20 protein-coding genes are annotated in these 18,640 nt (G+C 72.6%); 14 read left to right on the top strand and 6 right to left on the bottom strand.

Translation table 11 applies throughout. The features are described 5' to 3' along the window. A complete protein-coding gene (locus ABIB53_RS09490) occupies nt 1-1,182 on the top strand; it encodes a MarP family serine protease (protein ID WP_354588001.1) in 1,182 nt (393 codons plus the stop codon). A 7-nt stretch (nt 1,183-1,189) separates the two neighbouring features. Here ABIB53_RS09490 and ABIB53_RS09485 read toward each other — a convergent pair whose 3' ends face one another. Then, nucleotides 1,190-1,558 carry a winged helix-turn-helix transcriptional regulator gene (locus tag ABIB53_RS09485; protein ID WP_354588000.1) on the bottom strand — a complete coding sequence of 123 codons (369 nt, stop codon included), beginning with the start codon at nt 1,556-1,558 and terminating at the stop codon, nt 1,190-1,192. 231 nt (nt 1,559-1,789) lie between these two features. Between ABIB53_RS09485 and ABIB53_RS09480 the strand changes: the two genes are divergently transcribed. After that, the gene (locus tag ABIB53_RS09480; RefSeq protein WP_123091853.1) at nt 1,790-2,440 is read left to right on the top strand and encodes an NAD(P)-dependent oxidoreductase; all 651 of its coding nucleotides are present in this window, start codon (nt 1,790-1,792) and stop codon (nt 2,438-2,440) included. A 71-nt stretch (nt 2,441-2,511) separates the two neighbouring features. On the opposite strand, the gene ABIB53_RS09475 is transcribed toward ABIB53_RS09480, so the two are convergent. Next, nucleotides 2,512-2,745 (bottom strand): superinfection immunity protein, encoded by a 234-nt coding sequence (locus ABIB53_RS09475; protein ID WP_354587999.1) that lies wholly within the window; start codon nt 2,743-2,745, stop codon nt 2,512-2,514. Nucleotides 2,746-2,783: 38 nt separating this feature from the next. Beyond that, nucleotides 2,784-3,461: a response regulator gene (locus tag ABIB53_RS09470; RefSeq protein WP_354587998.1), complete on the bottom strand. Its 678-nt coding sequence runs from the start codon at nt 3,459-3,461 to the stop codon at nt 2,784-2,786. A 78-nt stretch (nt 3,462-3,539) separates the two neighbouring features. Here ABIB53_RS09470 and ABIB53_RS09465 point away from each other — a divergent pair, with 78 nt between their 5' ends. From ABIB53_RS09465 to ABIB53_RS09450, 4 genes are read left to right on the top strand one after another with little or no spacing between them, the layout of a single operon-like run. Continuing rightward, the gene (locus tag ABIB53_RS09465; protein WP_354587997.1) at nt 3,540-4,856 is read left to right on the top strand and encodes an NAD(P)/FAD-dependent oxidoreductase; all 1,317 of its coding nucleotides are present in this window, start codon (nt 3,540-3,542) and stop codon (nt 4,854-4,856) included. 42 nt (nt 4,857-4,898) lie between these two features. Beyond that, nucleotides 4,899-6,125, top strand: a complete 1,227-nt coding sequence (locus ABIB53_RS09460) for an MFS transporter (RefSeq protein WP_354587996.1) — start codon at nt 4,899-4,901, stop codon at nt 6,123-6,125. Nucleotides 6,126-6,156: 31 nt separating this feature from the next. Then, nucleotides 6,157-7,089, top strand: coding sequence for an ABC transporter ATP-binding protein (locus ABIB53_RS09455; RefSeq protein WP_354587995.1), 933 nt, complete (start codon nt 6,157-6,159; stop codon nt 7,087-7,089). Further along, nucleotides 7,086-8,678, top strand: a complete 1,593-nt coding sequence (locus ABIB53_RS09450; RefSeq protein WP_354587994.1) for an ABC transporter permease — start codon at nt 7,086-7,088, stop codon at nt 8,676-8,678. Before ABIB53_RS09455 ends, ABIB53_RS09450 begins: the two co-directional genes overlap by 4 nt. Nucleotides 8,679-8,682: 4 nt before the next feature. Here the strand turns inward: ABIB53_RS09450 and ABIB53_RS09445 are convergent, their stop codons facing one another. Both ABIB53_RS09445 and ABIB53_RS09440 read right to left on the bottom strand, forming a co-directional pair. Then, nucleotides 8,683-9,288, bottom strand: a complete 606-nt coding sequence (locus ABIB53_RS09445; RefSeq protein ID WP_354587993.1) for a GNAT family N-acetyltransferase — start codon at nt 9,286-9,288, stop codon at nt 8,683-8,685. A gap of 129 nt (nt 9,289-9,417) precedes the next feature. Next, nucleotides 9,418-10,710, bottom strand: a complete 1,293-nt coding sequence (locus ABIB53_RS09440; protein WP_354587992.1) for an HNH endonuclease signature motif containing protein — start codon at nt 10,708-10,710, stop codon at nt 9,418-9,420. Between the two features lie 66 nt (nt 10,711-10,776). Here ABIB53_RS09440 and ABIB53_RS09435 point away from each other — a divergent pair, with 66 nt between their 5' ends. The 6 genes from ABIB53_RS09435 (at nt 10,777) to ABIB53_RS09410 (ending at nt 15,206) form a co-directional block, all read left to right on the top strand. After that, a complete protein-coding gene (locus ABIB53_RS09435; protein WP_354587991.1) occupies nt 10,777-11,286 on the top strand; it encodes a GNAT family N-acetyltransferase in 510 nt (169 codons plus the stop codon). Nucleotides 11,287-11,823: 537 nt separating this feature from the next. Further along, a complete protein-coding gene (locus ABIB53_RS09430; protein ID WP_354587990.1) occupies nt 11,824-13,071 on the top strand; it encodes a tyrosine-type recombinase/integrase in 1,248 nt (415 codons plus the stop codon). Between the two features lie 238 nt (nt 13,072-13,309). Next, complete coding sequence (locus ABIB53_RS09425; RefSeq protein ID WP_354587989.1) at nt 13,310-13,453, top strand: hypothetical protein; 144 nt, start codon at nt 13,310-13,312, stop codon at nt 13,451-13,453. Beyond that, entirely contained in the window at nt 13,446-14,183 is a 738-nt protein-coding gene (locus ABIB53_RS09420) for a hypothetical protein (protein WP_354587988.1), read from the top strand. The genes ABIB53_RS09425 and ABIB53_RS09420 overlap by 8 nt, the downstream gene beginning before the upstream one ends. Then, complete coding sequence (locus tag ABIB53_RS09415; protein WP_354587987.1) at nt 14,180-14,368, top strand: hypothetical protein; 189 nt, start codon at nt 14,180-14,182, stop codon at nt 14,366-14,368. Before ABIB53_RS09420 ends, ABIB53_RS09415 begins: the two co-directional genes overlap by 4 nt. Before the next feature lie 325 nt (nt 14,369-14,693). After that, complete coding sequence (locus ABIB53_RS09410; RefSeq protein ID WP_354587986.1) at nt 14,694-15,206, top strand: thermonuclease family protein; 513 nt, start codon at nt 14,694-14,696, stop codon at nt 15,204-15,206. Between the two features lie 342 nt (nt 15,207-15,548). Here ABIB53_RS09410 and ABIB53_RS09405 read toward each other — a convergent pair whose 3' ends face one another. Then, nucleotides 15,549-16,427: a hypothetical protein gene (locus ABIB53_RS09405; protein ID WP_354587985.1), complete on the bottom strand. Its 879-nt coding sequence runs from the start codon at nt 16,425-16,427 to the stop codon at nt 15,549-15,551. A gap of 223 nt (nt 16,428-16,650) precedes the next feature. On the opposite strand from ABIB53_RS09405, the gene ABIB53_RS09400 reads away from it, so the two are divergent. Next, on the top strand, nt 16,651-16,995 hold the full coding sequence (locus tag ABIB53_RS09400) for a hypothetical protein (protein WP_354587984.1): 345 nt from the start codon (nt 16,651-16,653) through the stop codon (nt 16,993-16,995). Then, nucleotides 16,992-18,470 (top strand): hypothetical protein, encoded by a 1,479-nt coding sequence (locus ABIB53_RS09395; RefSeq protein ID WP_354587983.1) that lies wholly within the window; start codon nt 16,992-16,994, stop codon nt 18,468-18,470. The genes ABIB53_RS09400 and ABIB53_RS09395 overlap by 4 nt, the downstream gene beginning before the upstream one ends. Nucleotides 18,471-18,640 lie beyond the last annotated feature (170 nt).

Genomic DNA, 18,640 nt, shown 5'->3' with positions numbered 1-18,640 from the left:
ATGGACGGCGCGCTGCTCGTCGACCTCCTCGTCGTGGTCACCCTGCTCACCGCCGTGCTCAGCGGGTGGGCCCGAGGCCTGGGCCGCACGGTCGGGGCGCTCGCGGGAGCCGTCGGCGGCGCGCTCCTCGCCCTCGCCGTCGTCGTCCCGTGGGCCGAGGAGCGGCTCGGGCCGCAGACCTCGCCCACCCTGCTCGTCGTCGTCGCCGGCATCCTGTGCGTCGTCACCGGCGCCGCGCTCGGCACCGCGCTCGGCGGCCTGCTCCACCGCGCGCTCACCCGCATCAGGCTGGGCTGGCTCGACGCCGCGGGGGGCGCCCTCGCGGGGGCGGTCATCACCGCCGTCATCTGGGTGCTCGTCGCCGCGCTCGTGCCGGTCGTCGGCTCGGCGACCGTGACCGACAGCGTGTCGAGCTCACGGGCGCTCGCCGCCCTCACCCGCGTCGTGCCCGACGAGCTGCAGGACCGCACCGCCCTCGCCCGCGCCCTCGAGCGCAGCCAGCCATGGCTCGCGGAGGTCGCCGGCAGCCCGTCGCAGCCCCCGTCGATCCCCGCCGTCGACGTCGACTCGGCCGCCCTGCAGAGCTCGAGCGCCTCGGTCGTGCGCGTGAGCGGGGACGCCCGCGCCTGCCGCAGCGTCGTCACCGGCAGCGGCTTCGTCGTCGCGCCGGACCGGGTGATGACCAACGCGCACGTCGTCGCCGGGGTGGACGCACCGGTCGTGCGGGCGCCGGGCGAGCTGCCGGTGACCGGCCGCGTCGTCTACGTCGACGAGCGCCAGGACCTCGCCGTCGTCGCGACCGACGGGCTCGACGCCCCCGCCCTCAGCCTGCGCACCGGAGCCCGGTCCGGCGACGTCGCGGTCGTCGCGGGGTACCCGCACGGCGTGCGCCAGCTCCAGCTCGAGGCGGCGCAGGTCGTCGGCCAGCGCAGCACGATCGTCACGACCGACGGCCAGTCACGGCTGCGTCGCGTGCTCACGCTCGCCTCCGACATCGAGCAGGGCAACTCCGGGGGCCCGGTCCTCGGATCCGACGGGCACGTCATCGGCGTCGTCTTCGCCAAGGCGGTCGCGGTCGACCGGGTGGCGTACGCGGTGCCGGCGTCGGTCGCCGCGCCGGTCGTCGAGCGCGCGCCGGGGATGACCGACGCGGTCCCTACGGGCAGCTGCACCGCCGCCTGAGCGCGGGTCAGACCCGCTCGGCCACCCGCTGCCGCGAGCCGAGCACCTCGTCCATGTGCTCGCGGGCCCAGTCCTCGAGGGCGAGCAGGGGCACGCGCAGCGAGTGACCGAGCGCGGTGAGCTCGTACTCGACCCGGGGCGGCACCTCGGCGTAGACGGTGCGCGTCACGAGCCCGTCGGCCTCGAGCCCGCGCAGGGTCTGGGTGAGCATCTTCTGCGAGACGCCGTCGACCCGGCGCCGCAGCTGCGAGAAGCGCTGCGGCCCGTCGGCGAGGACCCCGATGACGAGCACCGTCCACCGGTCGCCGATGCGGTCGAGCAGGGCGCGCGAGGGGCATCCCTGGACGTAGGGGTCGTAGTCCTGCGGTGTCGTCATGTCTCTCCTGCTCCTGCGGTGCCTGCTCTGGCCCCTGCGTGCTGCTGCTGCGCGTGCTGCTGCGGTGGGTCGGTGCGGCTCGAGCGGGGCGACGGCGGCGCGACGGTGACCGCCCGGTGACCTGGTCACCGCCAAGTGCCTTCTTCCCCTTCGATACCAGGTCACCTACGGTAACCAATGGAGCGGCCCGGCACCAGGCCCGGCCGCGCTGACCCACCAAGGAGCACACCCATGACCCGCATCACCGTCCTCGGGGGCACCGGCTACACCGGTCGCCACATCGCCGCCACCGCCGCGGCGAAGGGGCACGACGTCACGACGTGGAGCCGCAGCGCCCCGGCCGAGCCGGTCGAGGGCGCCACCCACCGCACCGGCGACCTCTCCGACCCGGCCGTCGTCGCCGCCGCGGTCGAGGGCGCCGACGTCGTCGTCTCCGCGGTCTCGCCACGCGGCGAGCTCGCGGAGCAGGGCGCGCTGCGCGGGATCCTCGCGACCGCGGCGCGGCAGGCCCAGGAGCGCGGCGTCCGCCTCGGCGTCATCGGCGGCGCCGGGTCCTTGCACGTCGCCGAGGGCGGCCCGCTCCTCGTCGACACCCCGGACTTCCCGGAGGCCTTCGCCCCGGAGGCTCGCGAGCTCACCGCGGTCCTGCAGGACCTGCGCGCCTCCGACGAGGCGCTCGACTGGTTCTTCCTCTCCCCCGCCGCGGGTTTCGGCGCGTACGCCCCCGGAGAGGCGACGGGCAGCTACCGCACCGGCGGCGACGTGCTGCTCGCCGACGAGCAGGGCGAGTCCTTCATCTCCGGCGAGGACCTCGCGCTCGCCGTCGTCGACGAGATCGAGCAGCCGGCGCACCGCCGCGCCCGCTTCACCGTCGCGTACTGACCGACCGGGGTCCCCGGCGCGCGCCGTCCCGGTGCGCGCCGGCCCCGCGGTCGCAGGTCAGCGGTCGCAGGTCAGCGGACCCCGAGGACCCGGTGCTCGCGGATCGACATGACGAGGGCCACCACCCAGCCGACGACGGTCCAGCCGAGGAGCAGGTTGACCCAGAAGACGCTGCACGTGTTGCGGTTGCCCCGCACCGCGGCGATCGCCCACGGCAGCATGTAGCCGGCCGTGACGACCGCGACGACGATCGCGACGAGCGAGCTCACGGGGCGGGACGTCCGGTCGGTGATGACGGTAGGCATGGGCCGGCGCTAACGCCCGAGGGTGCGAGGAGGCTGGGTCAGCCCTCTCCCGTGTCCAGGCCCGGGCGAGCGGGCTGCACGAGGTCGCGCCGGGACTCCAGGCCGAGCTTGCGCAGGATGCTGCGCATGTGGGTCCGCACGGTCGTCACCTCGATGCGCAGGCGCTGGGCCATCTGGGGGTTGGTCAGCCCGTCGAGGACGAGCTGGAGGATCTGCGCCTCCCGGTCGGTGAGCGGCTCGGCCGGCGTGAGACGCGGGGTCGGACGGTCGGCGCCGGGTCCGAGGTCGAGCACCTCTCCCCCGGCGCGCACCTGGCGCAGGGCGGCGAGGAGCGCGTCGGCCGAGACGGTCTTCGCGACGAGGGCGTCAGCGCCGGCGAGCATCGCCATCTGCACGTCGACGGTGCGGGTGAAGGACGTGAAGACGACGACCCGCGCGGTGCAGGCCGTCTTGATCGAACGACACAGCTCGATGCTGGCGCGGATGCCCCCGAGCCGCACCGGCAGGACGACGACGTCGGGCTGCAGCCGGGAGGCCTGCGACAACGCCTCGGCGGCGGTGCCCGCCTCGCCGACGACGGCGACGTCGTCGTGCTCGCGCAGCATCGCCTGCAGCCCGCGCAGCACGACGGGGTGGTCCTCGACGAGGAGGACGCGGATCGGCGGGCTCACGCCCTCACCCCCTTCGTCGACGCCGGTGCGCACCGAAGATCTCACGACGACCTCCGTGGTGCTCCCGATGATCATCCCGAAGGGAGGATGGCACCGGTCACGCGGGTGCCTAGCGTGAGGAGCATGGCCCAGCAGAGCGTCCCCAGCAGCATCTCCGGCCGACCCCGTCGGGTCGGCGTCGTCGTCGTCGGGGCGGGGGTGGTGGGCGCGAGCGTCGCCCGAGACCTCGCGCGGCGCGGCACCGAGGTCGTCGTCGTCGACGGCGCCCCGGGCATCGGCGGTGGGTGCTCCTACGCCAACGCCGCGATCCTCGCCCCCGGCCACGTGACGCCCCTCGCGACGCCCGCGCTGCTGCGCGAGGCACCGGTGCAGATGCTGCGTCGCCCGGCGGCCGTGGCCGTGCGGCCCGCGCGGGGTCTGGCTCCCTGGCTCGGGCGGCTCGCGGCGTCCGCCGCGCCGCACCGCTCCGGTCCCGGCGGCGAGCTCTTGCGCGCGCTGGCCAACGAGAGCACCACGCTGCACCGCGAGCTCGCCGACCGCGGTCTCAGCCCGACCCTGCGACGGACCGGCGCAGTCGACGTCTACCTCCGCGAGGCCCGGGGAGCGGCCCTCTCGCCGGAGCAGCTGCGCGCGCTCGAGCCGATGCTCGGCGAGGTCGCGGGCGGGTCGCACGACGAGGACGAGTGGACCGTCGAGAGCCGCAGCTACGTGAGCGCGACCCTCGAGGACGCCGTCGCGCACGGCGCCGAGCTGCACTTCGGCACCGACGTGCGCGCGCTCGTGCCGCACGCCGACGGCGGGCACCACGTCGTCACCGACCGCACCACCGTGCACGCCGATCACGTCGTCCTCGCCGCGGGCGTCCAGTCCTCCGTCCTCGCCGCGCAGGTCGGCGTCGAGCTCCCCCTTCGCGGCGGTCGCGGCTACGTCGTCGACGTCGCCGCCACCGAGTCCGACCTGCGCATGCCCGTGCGGATCAAGGAGCACCGCGTCGTCGTCACCCCGCTCGAGGACCGGGTGCGGGTGTGCGGGTCGATCGAGTTCGGCGACGAGTCCCGGCCGGCCGACCTGCGCCGCGCCGACGCGCTGCTCGAGGTCGCGACGCGGGTGCTCCCGGACCTCGCCGGCCGGGAGGTGATAGACCGGTGGGCCGGCGAGCGCCCGTGCACCCCGGACGGGATGCCGCTCGTCGGCACCTCGCGGGTCGCCCCGGGCCTGGCGGTCGCGACCGGCCACGGCATGTGGGGGATGATCCTCGCCCCCGTCACCGCACGCCTGATCACCGAGGCGCTCCTCGACGGCACCGCCCTGCCGACCGACGAGTGGCTGCACCCCGACCGCTTCACCCGCGGGTCCCACCGGCGGTCCCTCCCCGGTGGGGCGCGCGCGGGCCTGGCGCGACGCGGGCGGGTCGACGGCGGCGTCCGCGCCGCCTCCTAGACTGCGGACGCGGTGCGCCCCGGCACCCCCTGAGCGCGAGGTGTGAGGCCGACGTCCACGAGCCCCGACGCGTCCTGGCGCGGCCACGACCGCGGCAGCCGCGAGTACCGCCGCATCCTCGTCGCGCTGCTCGGGGCGGGTGTCGCGACCTTCGCCCAGCTGTACTCGCCGCAGGGCGTGCTCCCCCTCCTCGCGGGCGACCTCGACATCGACCCCGCGCGGGCCAGCCTGTCGATCTCCGCGGCGACGACGGGGCTGGCGCTGTCGGTGCTGCCGTGGTCGGTGCTCGCCGACCGGGTCGGGCGGGTGAGCGCGATGCGTCTCGCCCTCGTGAGCGCGACGGTCCTCGGGCTCGTCATGCCGTGGTGCCCGTGGTTCGAGGTGCTCGTCGTCGTGCGGGTGCTCGAAGGGGTGGCCCTCGGCGGCATCCCGGGCATCGCCGTGACCTATCTCAGCGAGGAGGTCTCGGCCCGCTCCGCCGCCGTCGCCGCCGGGACGTACGTCTCGGGCACGACCGTCGGGGGGCTGCTCGGCCGGCTCGTCGCGGCACCCGTGGCCGACGTCGCGGGGTGGCGCGTGGGGACGTTCGCCGTCGCCGTGCTCGCAGCGGTGGCGACGGCGGTCTTCTTCGCCGTCACGCCGCCGCCGAAGGGGTTCCGACCACGGCGCTCGTCGGTGGGGACGACCCTGCAGGCGGTGCGCCGGCACCTGCGCGACCGTCACCTCGTCGCGCTCTACGCGCAGGGGCTGCTGCTCATGGGCGGCTTCGTCGCCGTCTACAACTACCTCACCTTCCGGCTCGAGGCCCCGCCCTTCCTCGTCCCGGTGGGCGCGGCGAGCCTGCTCTTCCTCGCCTACCTCGCCGGCACCCTCAGCTCTCGTGTCGCCGCCGGGCTCGTCGCCCGGCTCGGACGACGCGCGGTGCTGCTCGCCTCGACCGGGGTCATGGTCGCGGGCACCCTCGTCACCCTCGCCGACTCGCTCCTCGTCGTCGTCATCGGCCTCGTCGTGCTCACCGCGGGGTTCTTCGGGGCCCACTCGGTGGCGTCCGGGTGGTCGGGCACGGCCGCTCGCGGTGACCGATCGCAGTCCACCTCGTTGTACACGCTGTGCTACTACGGCGGGTCGAGCATCTTCGGCTACCTCGGCGGGCTCGCCTGGAGCGCGCTGGGCTGGGGCGGTCTCGTGACGATGGTCGTCGCGCTGTGCTGCGCCGCCGCCCTCTGGGCGGCGCTGGGCATCCGGGAGGTCCTGCCCCGATCGGGCTGACGCGGCGCCGGACCCGTGCCAGCATCGAGACATGGAGCTGGCCGTCGAGCTGAGCGACGTCGTCAAGACCTTCGGGCGGGCCCGGGCGCTCGACGGGCTGGACCTGCAGGTGCGCACGGGCGAGGTCCACGGCTTCCTCGGGCCGAACGGCGCGGGCAAGTCGACGACGATGCGCGTGCTCCTCGGCCTCATCCGCGTCGACAGCGGCAGGGCGCGCCTCCTCGGGTCCGACCCCTGGCCGGACCCGGCCGCGCTGCACCGGCGGGTCGCCTACGTCCCCGGCGACGTCACGCTGTGGCCGACTCTCACCGGCGGCGAGGTCATCGACCTGCTCGGCCGGTTGCGCGGAGGTCTGGACCGAAGGCGGCTCGACGAGCTGCTCGAGCGCTTCGAGCTCGACCCGACGAAGCGCACGCGCACGTACTCGAAGGGCAACCGGCAGAAGGTCGCGCTCGTCGCCGCCCTCGCCGGCCGCGCCGATCTCTACCTGCTCGACGAGCCGACGTCGGGGCTCGACCCGCTCAAGGAGGCGGAGTTCCAGCGGTGCGTGCGCGAGGCCGCCGCGGACGGCGCGACGGTGCTGCTGAGCAGCCACGTGCTCGCCGAGGCCGAGGCGCTGAGCGACCGGGTGAGCATCATCCGGGCCGGTCGGCTCGTGCGATCGGGGAGCCTGGCCGAGCTGCGCCAGCTGACGCGCACGACGGTGAGCGCGCAGGTGACAGCGCCGCCCGGGGCGCTGGCCGACGTCGACGGGGTGCACCACCTGCGCGCGGACGGCGACCGCGTCAGCCTTGATGTCGACCCCGCGCACCTCGACGGGGTGCTCGCGGCGCTGTCCGCGCTCGGGGTGCGCTCCCTCGTCGCCCACCCGCCCACGCTCGAAGAGCTCTTCCTGCGCCAGTACGCGGACACGGACGCGGACACCCCGGGCGCCCCCGACGAGCGACCGCCGGGCCCGTCGTGAACCTCGGGCTGACCGGCACCGGCGAGCTCGCCCGGCTCGTCCTGCGCCGTGACCGGGTGCGCCTGCCCGCGTGGGTGCTCGGCCTGGGCGGGCTCGTCGCCTGGAGCGCGGTCGGTGTGCAGTCCGTCTACGACACCCCGGCGAAGGTCGCCGGCTACGCCGCCACGGTCGGGACGAGCCCGGTGAGCCGGCTGATGTCCGGGCGCCAGGCCGGCATCGACACGATCGGCGGGATCACCGCCAACGAGATCTCGCAGGTGGCCCAGCTCGGGGTGTGCCTCATGGTGATCTTCCTCGTCGTCCGGCACACGAGGGGCGACGAGGAGTCCGGTCGCTCCGAGCTCGTGCGCTCCGGGGTCGTCGGCCGCCACGCCGCGACCCTCACCGCCCTCCTCCACGCCGTCGCGGCCGCGTTCGCCGTCGGCGGGATCACCGCGATCTCGATGCTCGGCGTCGGCCTGGGCACGGCGGGCAGCGTCGCCTACGCCGTCGGCCTGGTGCTGCTCGGCGGATGCTTCGCGGCCGTCGCGCTCGTCGCCGCCCAGCTGACGTCCTCGGCCCGCACCGCGCTGGCCCTGGCGGGAGCCACCGTCGGCGTGGCGTACCTCGTGCGTGGTCTCGGGGCGATCCGCGACGACGCCCTCGTGTGGCTCTCCCCCTTCGGGTGGGCGCAGGAGATGCAGGCCTTCGGCACCGAGCGGTGGTGGCCGGCCGGGCTGCTCGTCGTCGCGACGGGCGCTCTGCTCGTCGTGGCGGCCTGGCTCGAGACCCGCCGCGACCACGGCGGCGCCCTCCTCCACCCCCGCCCCGGTCCGGCCCGCGCCTCGCGATGGCTCGCCTCCCCCTTCGCGCTCGTCCTGCGGGTCCAGCGAGGCGCGCTCGTCGGCTGGGTGGTCGGTCTCGCCGCCCTGGCCGTCATCTACGGGGCGGTCATCCCCACGATCCCCGACCTCCTCGCCTCCAACCCCGAGATCGGGCAGTACATCGGCGCGAGCGGCAGCGCGCAGGAGGCGCTCGTCGACGCCTTCGTGCGCTACGTCCTGCTCTTCCTCGCGGTCGTGTCGACGGCCTTCGGGGTGGCCTGCGTGACCCGGCTGCACGGCGAGGAGGAGTCCGGCCGCGGCGAGCTCGTGCTCGCCGCGGCGGTCTCTCGCACCCGGTGGGTGGGCGCCACGGTCGCCGTCGCGTGCGCCGGCTCGCTGCTGCTCCTCCTCACGTCGGGTCTGGGCCTCGTCGTGGGGTACGTCCTCGGCGGCGGCGAAGGGGTGAGCCCCACCGAGGTCGTCGGTGGCCAGCTGAGCTATCTGCCGGCCGTCCTCGTCGTCGTCGGCGTGGCCGTCCTCCTCGTGGGCGCACGACCCCGGGCGGTCCCGCTCGCATGGGTCGTCGTGGCAGCGGTCGCCGTGCTCGCCCTCCTCGGGCAGAGCCTCGGGCTGCCGGAGGGCGTCGAGCGGGTGTCCCCCTTCGCGGTGCTGCCGGGGGTGCCGGTCGAGCCCTTCGACCCGGTGCCCGGGGCGGTCGAGCTCGTCGTCGTCGCGCTCCTCGTGGGTGGGGGCACGTGGGCGTACCGCCGGCGCGACCTCGGCTGATCGGTCAGCCCGCGGTGAGACCGGACCCTGTCACGGTGGCCTCCGGGCTGGTCGCCTCGCGGCACATCGACCACACGACCGGACCGTCCGGGATCTCCGTCGACCCGGTGACGACGAAGCCGTGCCGCTCGTACAGGCGCACGTTGCGCGCGTCCGAGGTCTCCAGCGCGACCGACGACATCATGCCGTCAACCCGGCGCAGCCCCTCGGCGATCACCGCCGAGCCCAGACCGCGCCCGGCGCTGCCCGGACGCACACCGAGGGTGGCGAGGTCCCACGCCCCCGCGGGCCGCGCGGGCAGGTCCGCGGACATGACGACAGGCAGGCGGTCGTCCATGAGCTCGGCGACCCGGGCCTGCGTCGCATCGTCGGGGTCCGGCGCGCCCGGCGGCAGGAAGGCACCCACCCCGTGCACCTCGTCGTCGACGAGGACGACCCCGTGGCGCAGCGCGTGCGCCAGGTAGAGCAGCTGGAGCTCTTCGAGCCGGGCGAGGTGGTCGTCCGTGGGGATCGACCACCGCGTCCACGGGTAGTGCTCGAAGGCCCGTACGAGGGTGAGGGCCGCCTCGGGCAGGTCGACGGGGGTCGCTGGCCGGACGTCATGACTCACGCGGGCGACCGTACCGAAAGAACGCTCAGCCGCCCCGATGACCCCACCCAGCCACCCCGCATCAGCCGGATCGTTCCCGGCCGGAAACCACCCGACGCATCCCCGGCCCGCCCGCAGACCGGGGCCGGGTCAGAGGTGCCAGGTCACCCCGGTGCTCGTCACCGTCGCCATGAGGTCCAGCTGGTGCACCCTGGTGTGGTGCCGCTGGCACAGGAGGGCGGCGTTGCTGACATCCGTCAGGCCGCCGCGGGACCACCAGCGGACGTGGTGCGCGTCGCACCACTGCGGCGGGACGGTGCACCCCGGGTAGGTGCACCCCTGGTCGCGGTGCCACAGCACACGCTGCTGGCCCGGGGTGAAGAGACGCACCACACGGCCCATGTCGAGCACCTCGCCGGAGCCGCCGAGCACGACGGGCACGATGCCGGCGTCGCAGGCCATCCGACGGGCCACCGACGGTGCGAGGACCTGGCCGGTCGCGGTCGTCGCTCCCCCGTGGGCGTCGTCGCCCAGGAGTGTGGAGAGCGGGATCAGCACGTGGACCTGCGCCTTGTCGGTGCGGGGCACCTCGCCGGGCGCCGAGACGCCGCGGCGGATGATCTCGAGGAGCGCCTCGGCACGGCGCTGCGCCGGGCTGCGCTCGTCGCGCTCGCCCTCGGGCCCGGTCACCGGACCGGACAGGGCCGCGAGCGCGGCGTCGACGACGGCTGCTCCCTCGGGGTCGAGGACGACCCGGTAGGACGTGAGCCCTGCCGGTCCCTCGTGCCGGAAGAGCGCTCGTGCGGAACGCGCCCGGCGGTCGTCGTGCTCGAGGTCGTCGGCCGGACGCAGCAAGCGCCCGGTCCGGGTGACGGCCTGCGCGAGCTGACGCTCGGTGAGCCCGCTGATGCGCTCGTGCGGACCGTGCCCGCCGGGCCCCGTCGTCACGACGTCGTCGCGAGCACCGTCGAGAAGGATGCGCACGGCCTCGGCGAGGGACTCGGGCTCGGCGACCGGCGCCACCTGCGTCTCCAGCCGGACGAGCTGGTCGGCCTTGGTCAGCGGGAGGTCTCCGGCCGTGAAGGCCGCAGTCACCTCGGGGACGCGGGTCTGCCCCTTCGCCACCCGCAGCACCCGGGCGACGTGGTGGACGTCGGGCGCGGGTGCCCGCGCCGCCTCGGATCGTGCCACCCAGTCGTGGGCTGACCACGAGCGCTCGGCCGGCAGCCCGCGCTCGAGACCCTCGCGGACCACGGCGACCTCAGCCACGTCGGCGAGCTGGCGCAGCTGTCCGACGAGGGCGAGCGCGTCGTGCACCTCGTCGTCGGCGAGCCGCCACGTCTCGTCGCCGAGGTCGTGCTGCAGCTGCAACGACCGGAGTGCATCGCGGAGCCCGGGGAGGACACCTGCTCCGCCCCACCGCGCCGTCGCGATCGCTGCCATGGAAGAACTCTGCCAGCGACCACCGACAGCGCTGAGCCCCGTCGCGGCGGCTGGCACGATGACGCGATGACCTCGGCAGCTACGAGCCAGACCCGCCCGATGACCCCGGGCGACTGGCCCGACGTCGAGCGCATCTACCGCGAGGGCATCGCCACAGGGCTGGCGACCTTCGAGACGGAGCCGCCGACCTGGGAGCGCTTCGACGAGCACCGGCTGCCCGCCCCCCGCCTCGTCGCGACCGATGATCGGGGCGAGGTGGTCGGGTGGGCTGCGGTGACGCCCGTGTCGACGCGCCAGGTCTACCGCGGGGTCGTCGAGCACTCGATCTACGTCGCGTCCGTGGCTCGCGGTCAGGGTGTCGGCGGGCGCCTGCTCGCGGACCTGCTCGCCGCGGCGGACGAGAGCGGGATCTGGACCGTGCAGGCCACGCTCTTCCCCCAGAACCTCTCGAGCCTGGCCCTGCACCACGCCCACGGCTTCCGCACCGTGGGCACCAGGGAGCGGATCGCCCTCATGACGCACGGCCCCCTCGCCGGCACCTGGCTCGACACGGTGCTCGTCGAGCGCAGGAGATGAGCGGAGGGGGCGGGTCAGGTGGTCTCGAGGCTCGCCGGCGCGCGCACCTCGACGAGCGAACGGGGCAGGTGGTCTCGAGGCTCGCTAGCGCTCGCACCTCGACCAGCAACTGCGCTCGCACCTCGACCGGCGCACGGGGCGAGGTGAGCGCAGGCGCGGGAGGGTTCGCGGAGCATCAAGCGGACCGGACCGCAGCGAAGGGCGCGCAGCGCCCGAGGCGGAGGGAGGACCAAGGCTCCGCGAGCCCTCTCGCGCCGGAGCGGCGGCAGCAGGTGGTCTCGAGGCTCGCTGGCGCTCGCACCTCGACCAGCAACGGCACTCGCACCTCGACCAACTAGGGGGCGCGATCTCGGGGACGAAGAGGGTGGACGTAAAGGGACTCGAAACATTTTGGTGCATGCTTCAGACAACCCTGCGTACACCGGCAATTTGTCCCGGTTCCTGCGATAATCAGGACGCTAGCACGGATCGAGCCTGGACGTAAACGGACACGCGAGCACGAATTATGTACGCACTGTGTACGCAGAGGGAGTGGCGATGGCAAGGCGACGCAGAGGCTTCGGCTCAATCTTCGTCGAGCGCTCCGGCCGCTACCGGGCCCGATACGCCGACCCTGAGGGCCGAACCCGCGTCACCAAACATGGCAACACCGCCCCCTTGCTGCATCGAGCCCCGCACACCTTCGACACCCGAGAAGACGCAGAAGCATGGCTCACCGATGAACGACGCCTCATCAGTTCGGGAAGATGGTCGCCACCGGCTTCTCGGCACAAGGCTGCGCTAGCGGCGGAGACCGAGGAGGAAAGGAACACCTTCGCGAGCTACGCCCGCGCCTGGCTCGCAGGACGGCACGAGCTGCGAGCCTCGACCAAAGCGAGCTACACCACCGCCATCGAGCGCCACTTGATTCCTGCCTTTGGAGAGACGCTCCTGCCTGACATCACCGTCTCGTCAGTCCGCGCGTGGTTCGCGTCCTACGAAGACCGAACGCCCACTGCGCGGGCCCACGCCTACCAGGTCCTTGGAGCGATCATGGCGCAGGCCGAGGATGACGAGCTGATCGCCCGCTCCCCCGTGCGCATCAAGGCCGGAGGGCGCTCCAGAGTCCGACGCGAGCCCGAGGTGCTGACCCGAGCGGAGCTGTTCGCACTGGCGGATGCCATGCCAGAGAAGCACCGAGCGCTGACACTCATCTGCGGGCTCTGCGGACTCCGGTTTGGCGAGGCCGTCGCCCTGCGTCGCCGCGACGTCGACCTTGAGGATGGCACCATCACGGTGGCCCGCACAGCAATCCGTGCCGACGGCAAGAAGATCGCGGGACCGCCGAAGACCGCTGCCGGCAAGCGCACAGTGGCCATGCCTCCGAGCGTCGTCAAGGCGCTGCGCGAACACCTACGCGACCAACCCGTCTCCGGCCGTAACGCGTTGGTCTTCCCTGGCGCGAACGGTGAGCTCCTCGCCCCGACCGCGCTCTATGGCCGAGCCGCTCGTATCGAACGTCGGGGCCGGAAGACGTACGTGAAGAAGGCGTACGGGTTCTTCGCAGCCCGCGAAGCCATCGGCCGGCCCGACCTCAACTGGCACGACCTGCGAAGGACAGCAGCCACCCTCGGGGCGCAGGCCGGCGCCACGGTCCGTGAGATGCAGCACAGGTTGGGGCACGCCACCGGCGACATGGCGCTCTACTACCAGCGAGCCACTGGGGACCGAGACCGCGCCGTCGCGGAGGCCATGGACGCTGACTCCGGCGATAGGAAGCCGACGCCGCTTAGGAGGACCGAGTGAGCCCGAGCGGCCATACGCGGCAGATCAGTGCGTTATGGGGTCGTTCGGCTTCCGGCTTCGCGCGCCTCCTCGACAAGAGGCTCCGACCTTATGGGGTGCAGCATCGGACAGGGCGCAGCAACGAAGCTCTCGACGATGCATCGCTCCATCAGTGGTGAACGCTCGGAAGGGGATCGACGGCTTTGGTAGGTAGCGCGGACCATCCAGGGGTCAGCCACGACGCCGTGAGGACTGTGCGATGGCCGATGACACCGAGTCGACCCCGAACCCCGTCTCGAATGTGCGTGGGCATCTGCTCGAGGCGATGAGACTCATCGACGAGTTGGTGCAGTCGATGCGCTCTCTGGCCGCCCGTGCGGAGCCGGAGGTCGGCGATGAGTGAGCGGGAGCTGATGAAGGCCGATGGGGCGTTGCGTGACGCGCACAGGGATGTGACCCTGGCCCGTCTCCGTCTGGACGACCTCCACCAGGGAGTGTCGATGGCGTCCACTGCACTCTCGGAGGCCGAGCTGTACGCGCGTGGCCTGAGCCCTGAGTCATGGATGCAGTCCGTCGCTCCCGAGGACCTGGGTCGCGTCGGCGGGTTCTGTGACTCGGCGGCCCTTGTCGGCGTGGAGATCGCATCGCACCTGAAGACGGCCAGCGAGTCGATCGAGGAGGCCCGGCGAGCTCTGGAACGGGTAGACCGAGGAGGGCTCGAAGGGCCAGTAGCCGCCGACCTGGCTGTGCTGGAGGCCCGGACAGCCGCTGTCGGGGAGGTCGTGGACCTTGCCCTGCCGATGACCACCGCCGCCTCGGAGCACCTCTACTCGGCTGCGCACGGTGTCGGGGCCGGTCGGGTTCCTGGCGGGTATGCGACGGGCGTGGACCCGATCCCCGCGGTGACGTTCGGGTCGCTGAGCGTGGTCAGCAATGACCTCGGTCGGGCCGAGGCTGACGAGCGGCACCTCGGCAGAACGGTGGACCGGGCTGAGGCGAGAATCGCCCAGGTCGCAACCGAAGCAGAGTGCATCACCGCTGACGCGCGCGCGCGCCTGGGCCACTCTCAGTCCCAGCAGCAGGCTTCCTCGCACGTTGCGGTAGCGGTCTCCTTCGAGGGTCCCTCTCGATGATCGCCGTCAGTGCCACGCACGTAGACAGCCTTCTGGCACGAAGCGTTGCCCTGGCCGAACAGCGACGCGAGCTTCTGGGCGCGGGCATCCGCTCCGTCCTCGACCGGGCGGTCGCCCTGTGGGAACGGGTGGTCGCGGGGATCGCTTTCGACCCTGACGAAGCCACCGCCATCTACGGGGCATGACCGTGCTCGACCACCAGGTCCAGGGGGTCCAGCGGTCCGTGCGAGGGTCTCTCGACCTGGCCGAGTCCGTGCGGACCTCCCCCCGCCTGCTCGCCACGATCAGCGCAGCAGCGTCCACTGCGTCGTCGCTCAAGGCGGCGCTGCACTGTCTTGCCCCGAGACCGGAGCCGGGAGACTCGCAAGGGCGTGGTCTGAGCGCCTGCCTTCAGATGGCGGTCCGGTTCCTGCGCACGTCACTCCAGGCCTCGACCACTCTGGCGACCGACATGTCCCAGGCGATCGTCCTGTGTCCTGACCTCATGGGGACCGCCACGAAGGCGCAGTTATGAACCACCTCGGTCGAGCGGTCCTGCTCATCCTGGCCGGCATCGGCGCAGCGGTCGGCTTCGGGGCCGGCGATCACGGCGAGGACCGCGGCACGTCGGGACACCATGTCATCGTCGTCGCGGTGATTGATGGCGACACCATCCGCGTCCACGACCCCGACGGGCGTGACCTGGGCCGCGTGCGCCTGACCAGGATCGACGCACCCGAGCTGGGACGCGACGGCCAGCCAGACCAATGCTGGGCACCCCAGGCCCGCACCGCTCTGGCCAGCCTCACTCCGGTCGGCGCGACCGTCACCCTGCACCCTGACCCGGCCCAGCCTGACCGAGACCGCTACGGACGTCTCCTGCGGCACGTCGAGCACAACGGCCAGGACGTGGGCCGTCAGCTCCTCGAGGAGGGCTCGGCCCGGCACTCCCCCGCCCGCTCGCACCGCAGCGCGGAGTACGCAGCAGCACAAGACCAGGCTCAATCAAACCCTTCAGGCCTGTGGGGTCACTGCCCCACCTGACGGGCCGACAGGAAGGAACACCATGAGAGACCAGAGCGAGCGTCACGAAGCCGCCGCGAGAGAGGCACGCGAAGCGCGAGAGCGCATGCTCGAAGAGCAACGCAGACAGGACGAGGCCCGCCTGGTTGAGCAGCACCGTCACGACCTTGAGCGAGCCAGATCCCTCCAGCACGGCGAAGGGCGCTGACCGGTTCGCCTAACCCCTGGGTCGTCCGGCCTGAGTCGTCTCCGGAGCGTTGTCCGGGGCCGGGTGGTGCTGGCAGGCGCAGCCGCGGTAGTCCTGCGCGGGGTGCTTGGTGTCGTAGCAGTGGGCGTGATCGCCCTGGCGGCACTCGGGGCAGATCATGACGCTCCCGTGACGAGGGCCAGGTGGGGCCTTGCTTCCGGCTGGCTGCTGCTGGTCAGGCGAGGGCGGCGATCAGCGGTCGCGGGTGTCTGCGGGCACCGCTGCAGGAACTCGTCGAGGTGCCCGGCGAGGCCTGCTTCGGTGACCTGCGTGTCGCCGATGGCCACGAGAGCGGACTGCCAGCGAGCATCCCATCGGGGCATGGCGTAGCTGAGGACGATCACTCCCGCGCCGATGGCGCCGCTGACGATGGTCGCAGGGGTTCCCTCAGCAACTCCTTGGGCCAGGGCTACCGCGCCGACGATGAACCGGCCGCGCCACGCGAGGCTAACCAAGGGAAGACGGGAGAAGGCCCGGCCCACCCCGAGACCGAAGCCTTGGACGATCTGCCAGGGCAGGGCCCAGAAGTTCAACGCAAAGTCTGAGCGGACGGCACCGGAGCGGACCAGGCCGCTGCTGTGCGCGATGACGGCCGCGGCCTGCTCCGCGGGCAGGACCCCTTCACGCATCGCTGCGATCAGACCGTCGGAGACCACGACCGTGCGCCGCCCACCGCCGTTAGCGCCGATCGGGTAGACCCCGTCGCGGACCCGCAGCTCGATCAGTGGTGGGCCGAGCTTGCGCTGGCACAGCAGGGCCACCGCAGGGGCCAGGGTCGCTTCCTCGGCCGCGGTCGGTCGGCGCGCATGCAGGAAGAACCTGGCGGCCAGGGACTCCCCTACCCCGCACAGCAGCAGGACGGTGGTCACCGGCCCTGCGATGAGGACCACCCAGGCGGCCAGGGCCGGCAGGACCGGTCCGATCGTCATCACGAGCAGGATCGAGATGACGACTCCGGGTGTGGTCGCTAGAGCCTTGCTTGTCGAGCGGTTCATCACGCACCTCCAACGAAAGCACTAGTGCAGATCACTCGATATTGGTTATCGGTGACCGCTGGGAGCTCTCCCAGCGGCTTTCGTCTGTGAACCCAAGTGTGATCCCAGGGTCGGACAGCCCGAAGTGGTTATCCACAGGCCCGTCACGGGGGGCCACAGCTCGGCCAGGAATGGGTCTCATGGAAGGCACGCAGTTCCGTGAGCAAGCAAGAAGGAGAGCGAGATGACGGGTACGACGCAGGACGGCGGGAACGAGCTGGAGATTCTCGCGGCGGTCGTGCGCCTCCTTGGCAGGGCCGCAGATCGGGCCGTGGAGATCTCCTCGGTCGAGCCAGACCTGCTCCTGGAGTGCCTGGGTCTGGGTGCACGGATCACGGCCGGCAGGGTGGCCGGTCTGCTCCCTGAGGGCGTTGAGATCGACGGTCCGCCGGTCGCTCAGTCCGACCCCTTCGAGCTGGTGCGTGCCGCCGAGGCGCTGATGCGGACCCATCCGCTGGAGCAGTTCCCCCCGGGGACGGCGCACGTCGTGGTCGAGGTCTGCGACCTGGTGCGGGAGCACTGCCCGTGAGCGGCAACGACCGTCGCTCCGTCGGCGAGCTCCTTCTGGACTCGGAGCTTGCTGCCCGCGATGTCCTGATGGACGCCTACGAGGTGGACGGGGCCACGATGCTGCGCACCTGGGGCGAGGTTGTCGAGAGTGCCGGGGACCTGTGGGACTCGCTCCCCAGCCCCGGCCCCAGCCCCGAGTTCGCTTCTCCCGCCCCGGAGGACTCGCTGATGGCTCAGCTCAAAGCGATGAACGGGCACCTCATGCGATCCGGGCGTGGACAGCAGTGGCCAGGTGCCGGTGAACCGGACGAGAGGCTCCTGCGGATCGCCGAGAACCTGACCCGGGCCAGCGACCTGCTCACCTTGCGCGACTCGAACGTGATGAGCCCGGAGGTTCGCGCCGACCTCGGCGCTGCTCGCGCTCGGCTCGTGCACACCCTCTACATCGGCGCGCACGGGGTGCACGTGACCCTCAACCGCGAGCTGAGGAACATGCAGTCCCAGCGGGCCGCGGCGAGAGTCCACAACCAGTTCACCCACCCAGAGCTCCCCCGCGAAGATCTGGTCCGCGCGGTGAGCAGGTCACGCGACCGGGTCGCGGCCTTCGAGCAGCTGGCGGGGTCATACGTCTCTCGGACCTACCCGCACGCCCTCGACGGGGAGCACCTGCCGCCCCCGCCAGCTGACCGTCTACGGCAGGCCCTGGCGGCCTGGGACGTGCAGGCCCACCGGAGCCTGAGCCGCTCCCCCAGCGCCGAGAACATCCTCCTGACCAGCCAGACCCAGATGATGATCGCCCAGAGCGGGCAGGTCCTGCTCCGCGCCGCGTCCCAGGCCGGACGGATCGACCCGGACCTGTACGCATCGCGTCTCGGGCCAGCTCTGGACAACGCTCACGCAGTCTGGAGCAGCCTGTCCCGCTCGTGGAATCAGCTGCTGCCGCCGCAAGCCCTCCTGAAAGCAGACCCATCCTTGGTGGCGGCCGCGAAGGAGACCAGCGCGGCCTACCGCGAGGTCGCCTACGACCGGACAAGGCCGGCCAGCGCCATCGAGATCGCCGATCGGGTCGACCTGAGCGCAACGGTCCAGGCGGTCCAGCAGTCCATCTCCAGCTCGGTCGACATCGCGCACGTCATCGGCCACGCCACCACACAACCCGACGTGACTGCCCCAGCCCGCCGCCTCAACGCTCGAGCCCAACAGCTGCACGCCGAGCGGGGCGAGAGCTTTGACGCACCCCACGAGGGATGGGTGAGCGCGTCCGACCACCTCAACAACGCGCCCGCGGCACTCCCCCACATCGTTCGCGACGACCTGCTCACCCAGGCCGACGAGGTCGCGGCCACGGCGACGGTCGCGATGAGCGCGGCCTCCTCGCTGGAGACGATCCTCCCCTTCTCCCCCGCAGGAACACCCAGGAACGGACGGTTCCATCAGGACCGCACCCTGTCTCCAGCACCAGAAACCGGTGACCTACCTCCCCCGGTGCGGTGAGGTGTCACAGAAGCCTCAGACGGTCTGAGCCGCCCGCCTGGTGCTCAGTTCTGAACGCCTGAGCGCGCCGCCCGACACGGCCTCAGCTGCGCGGACGTAGCGACAAACAGCGCAGACCGTCCAACGAACGCCCCCGGTGACTCACCGCTAACCTGCGAACCGGCGCAGGT

Source organism: Janibacter sp. UYMM211, assembly GCF_040547045.1.
GTDB lineage: Bacteria > Actinomycetota > Actinomycetes > Actinomycetales > Dermatophilaceae > Marihabitans > Marihabitans melonis.
Note: the sequence above shows the minus strand (reverse complement) of the source record. Positions and strands in the feature narration are given on the sequence as shown.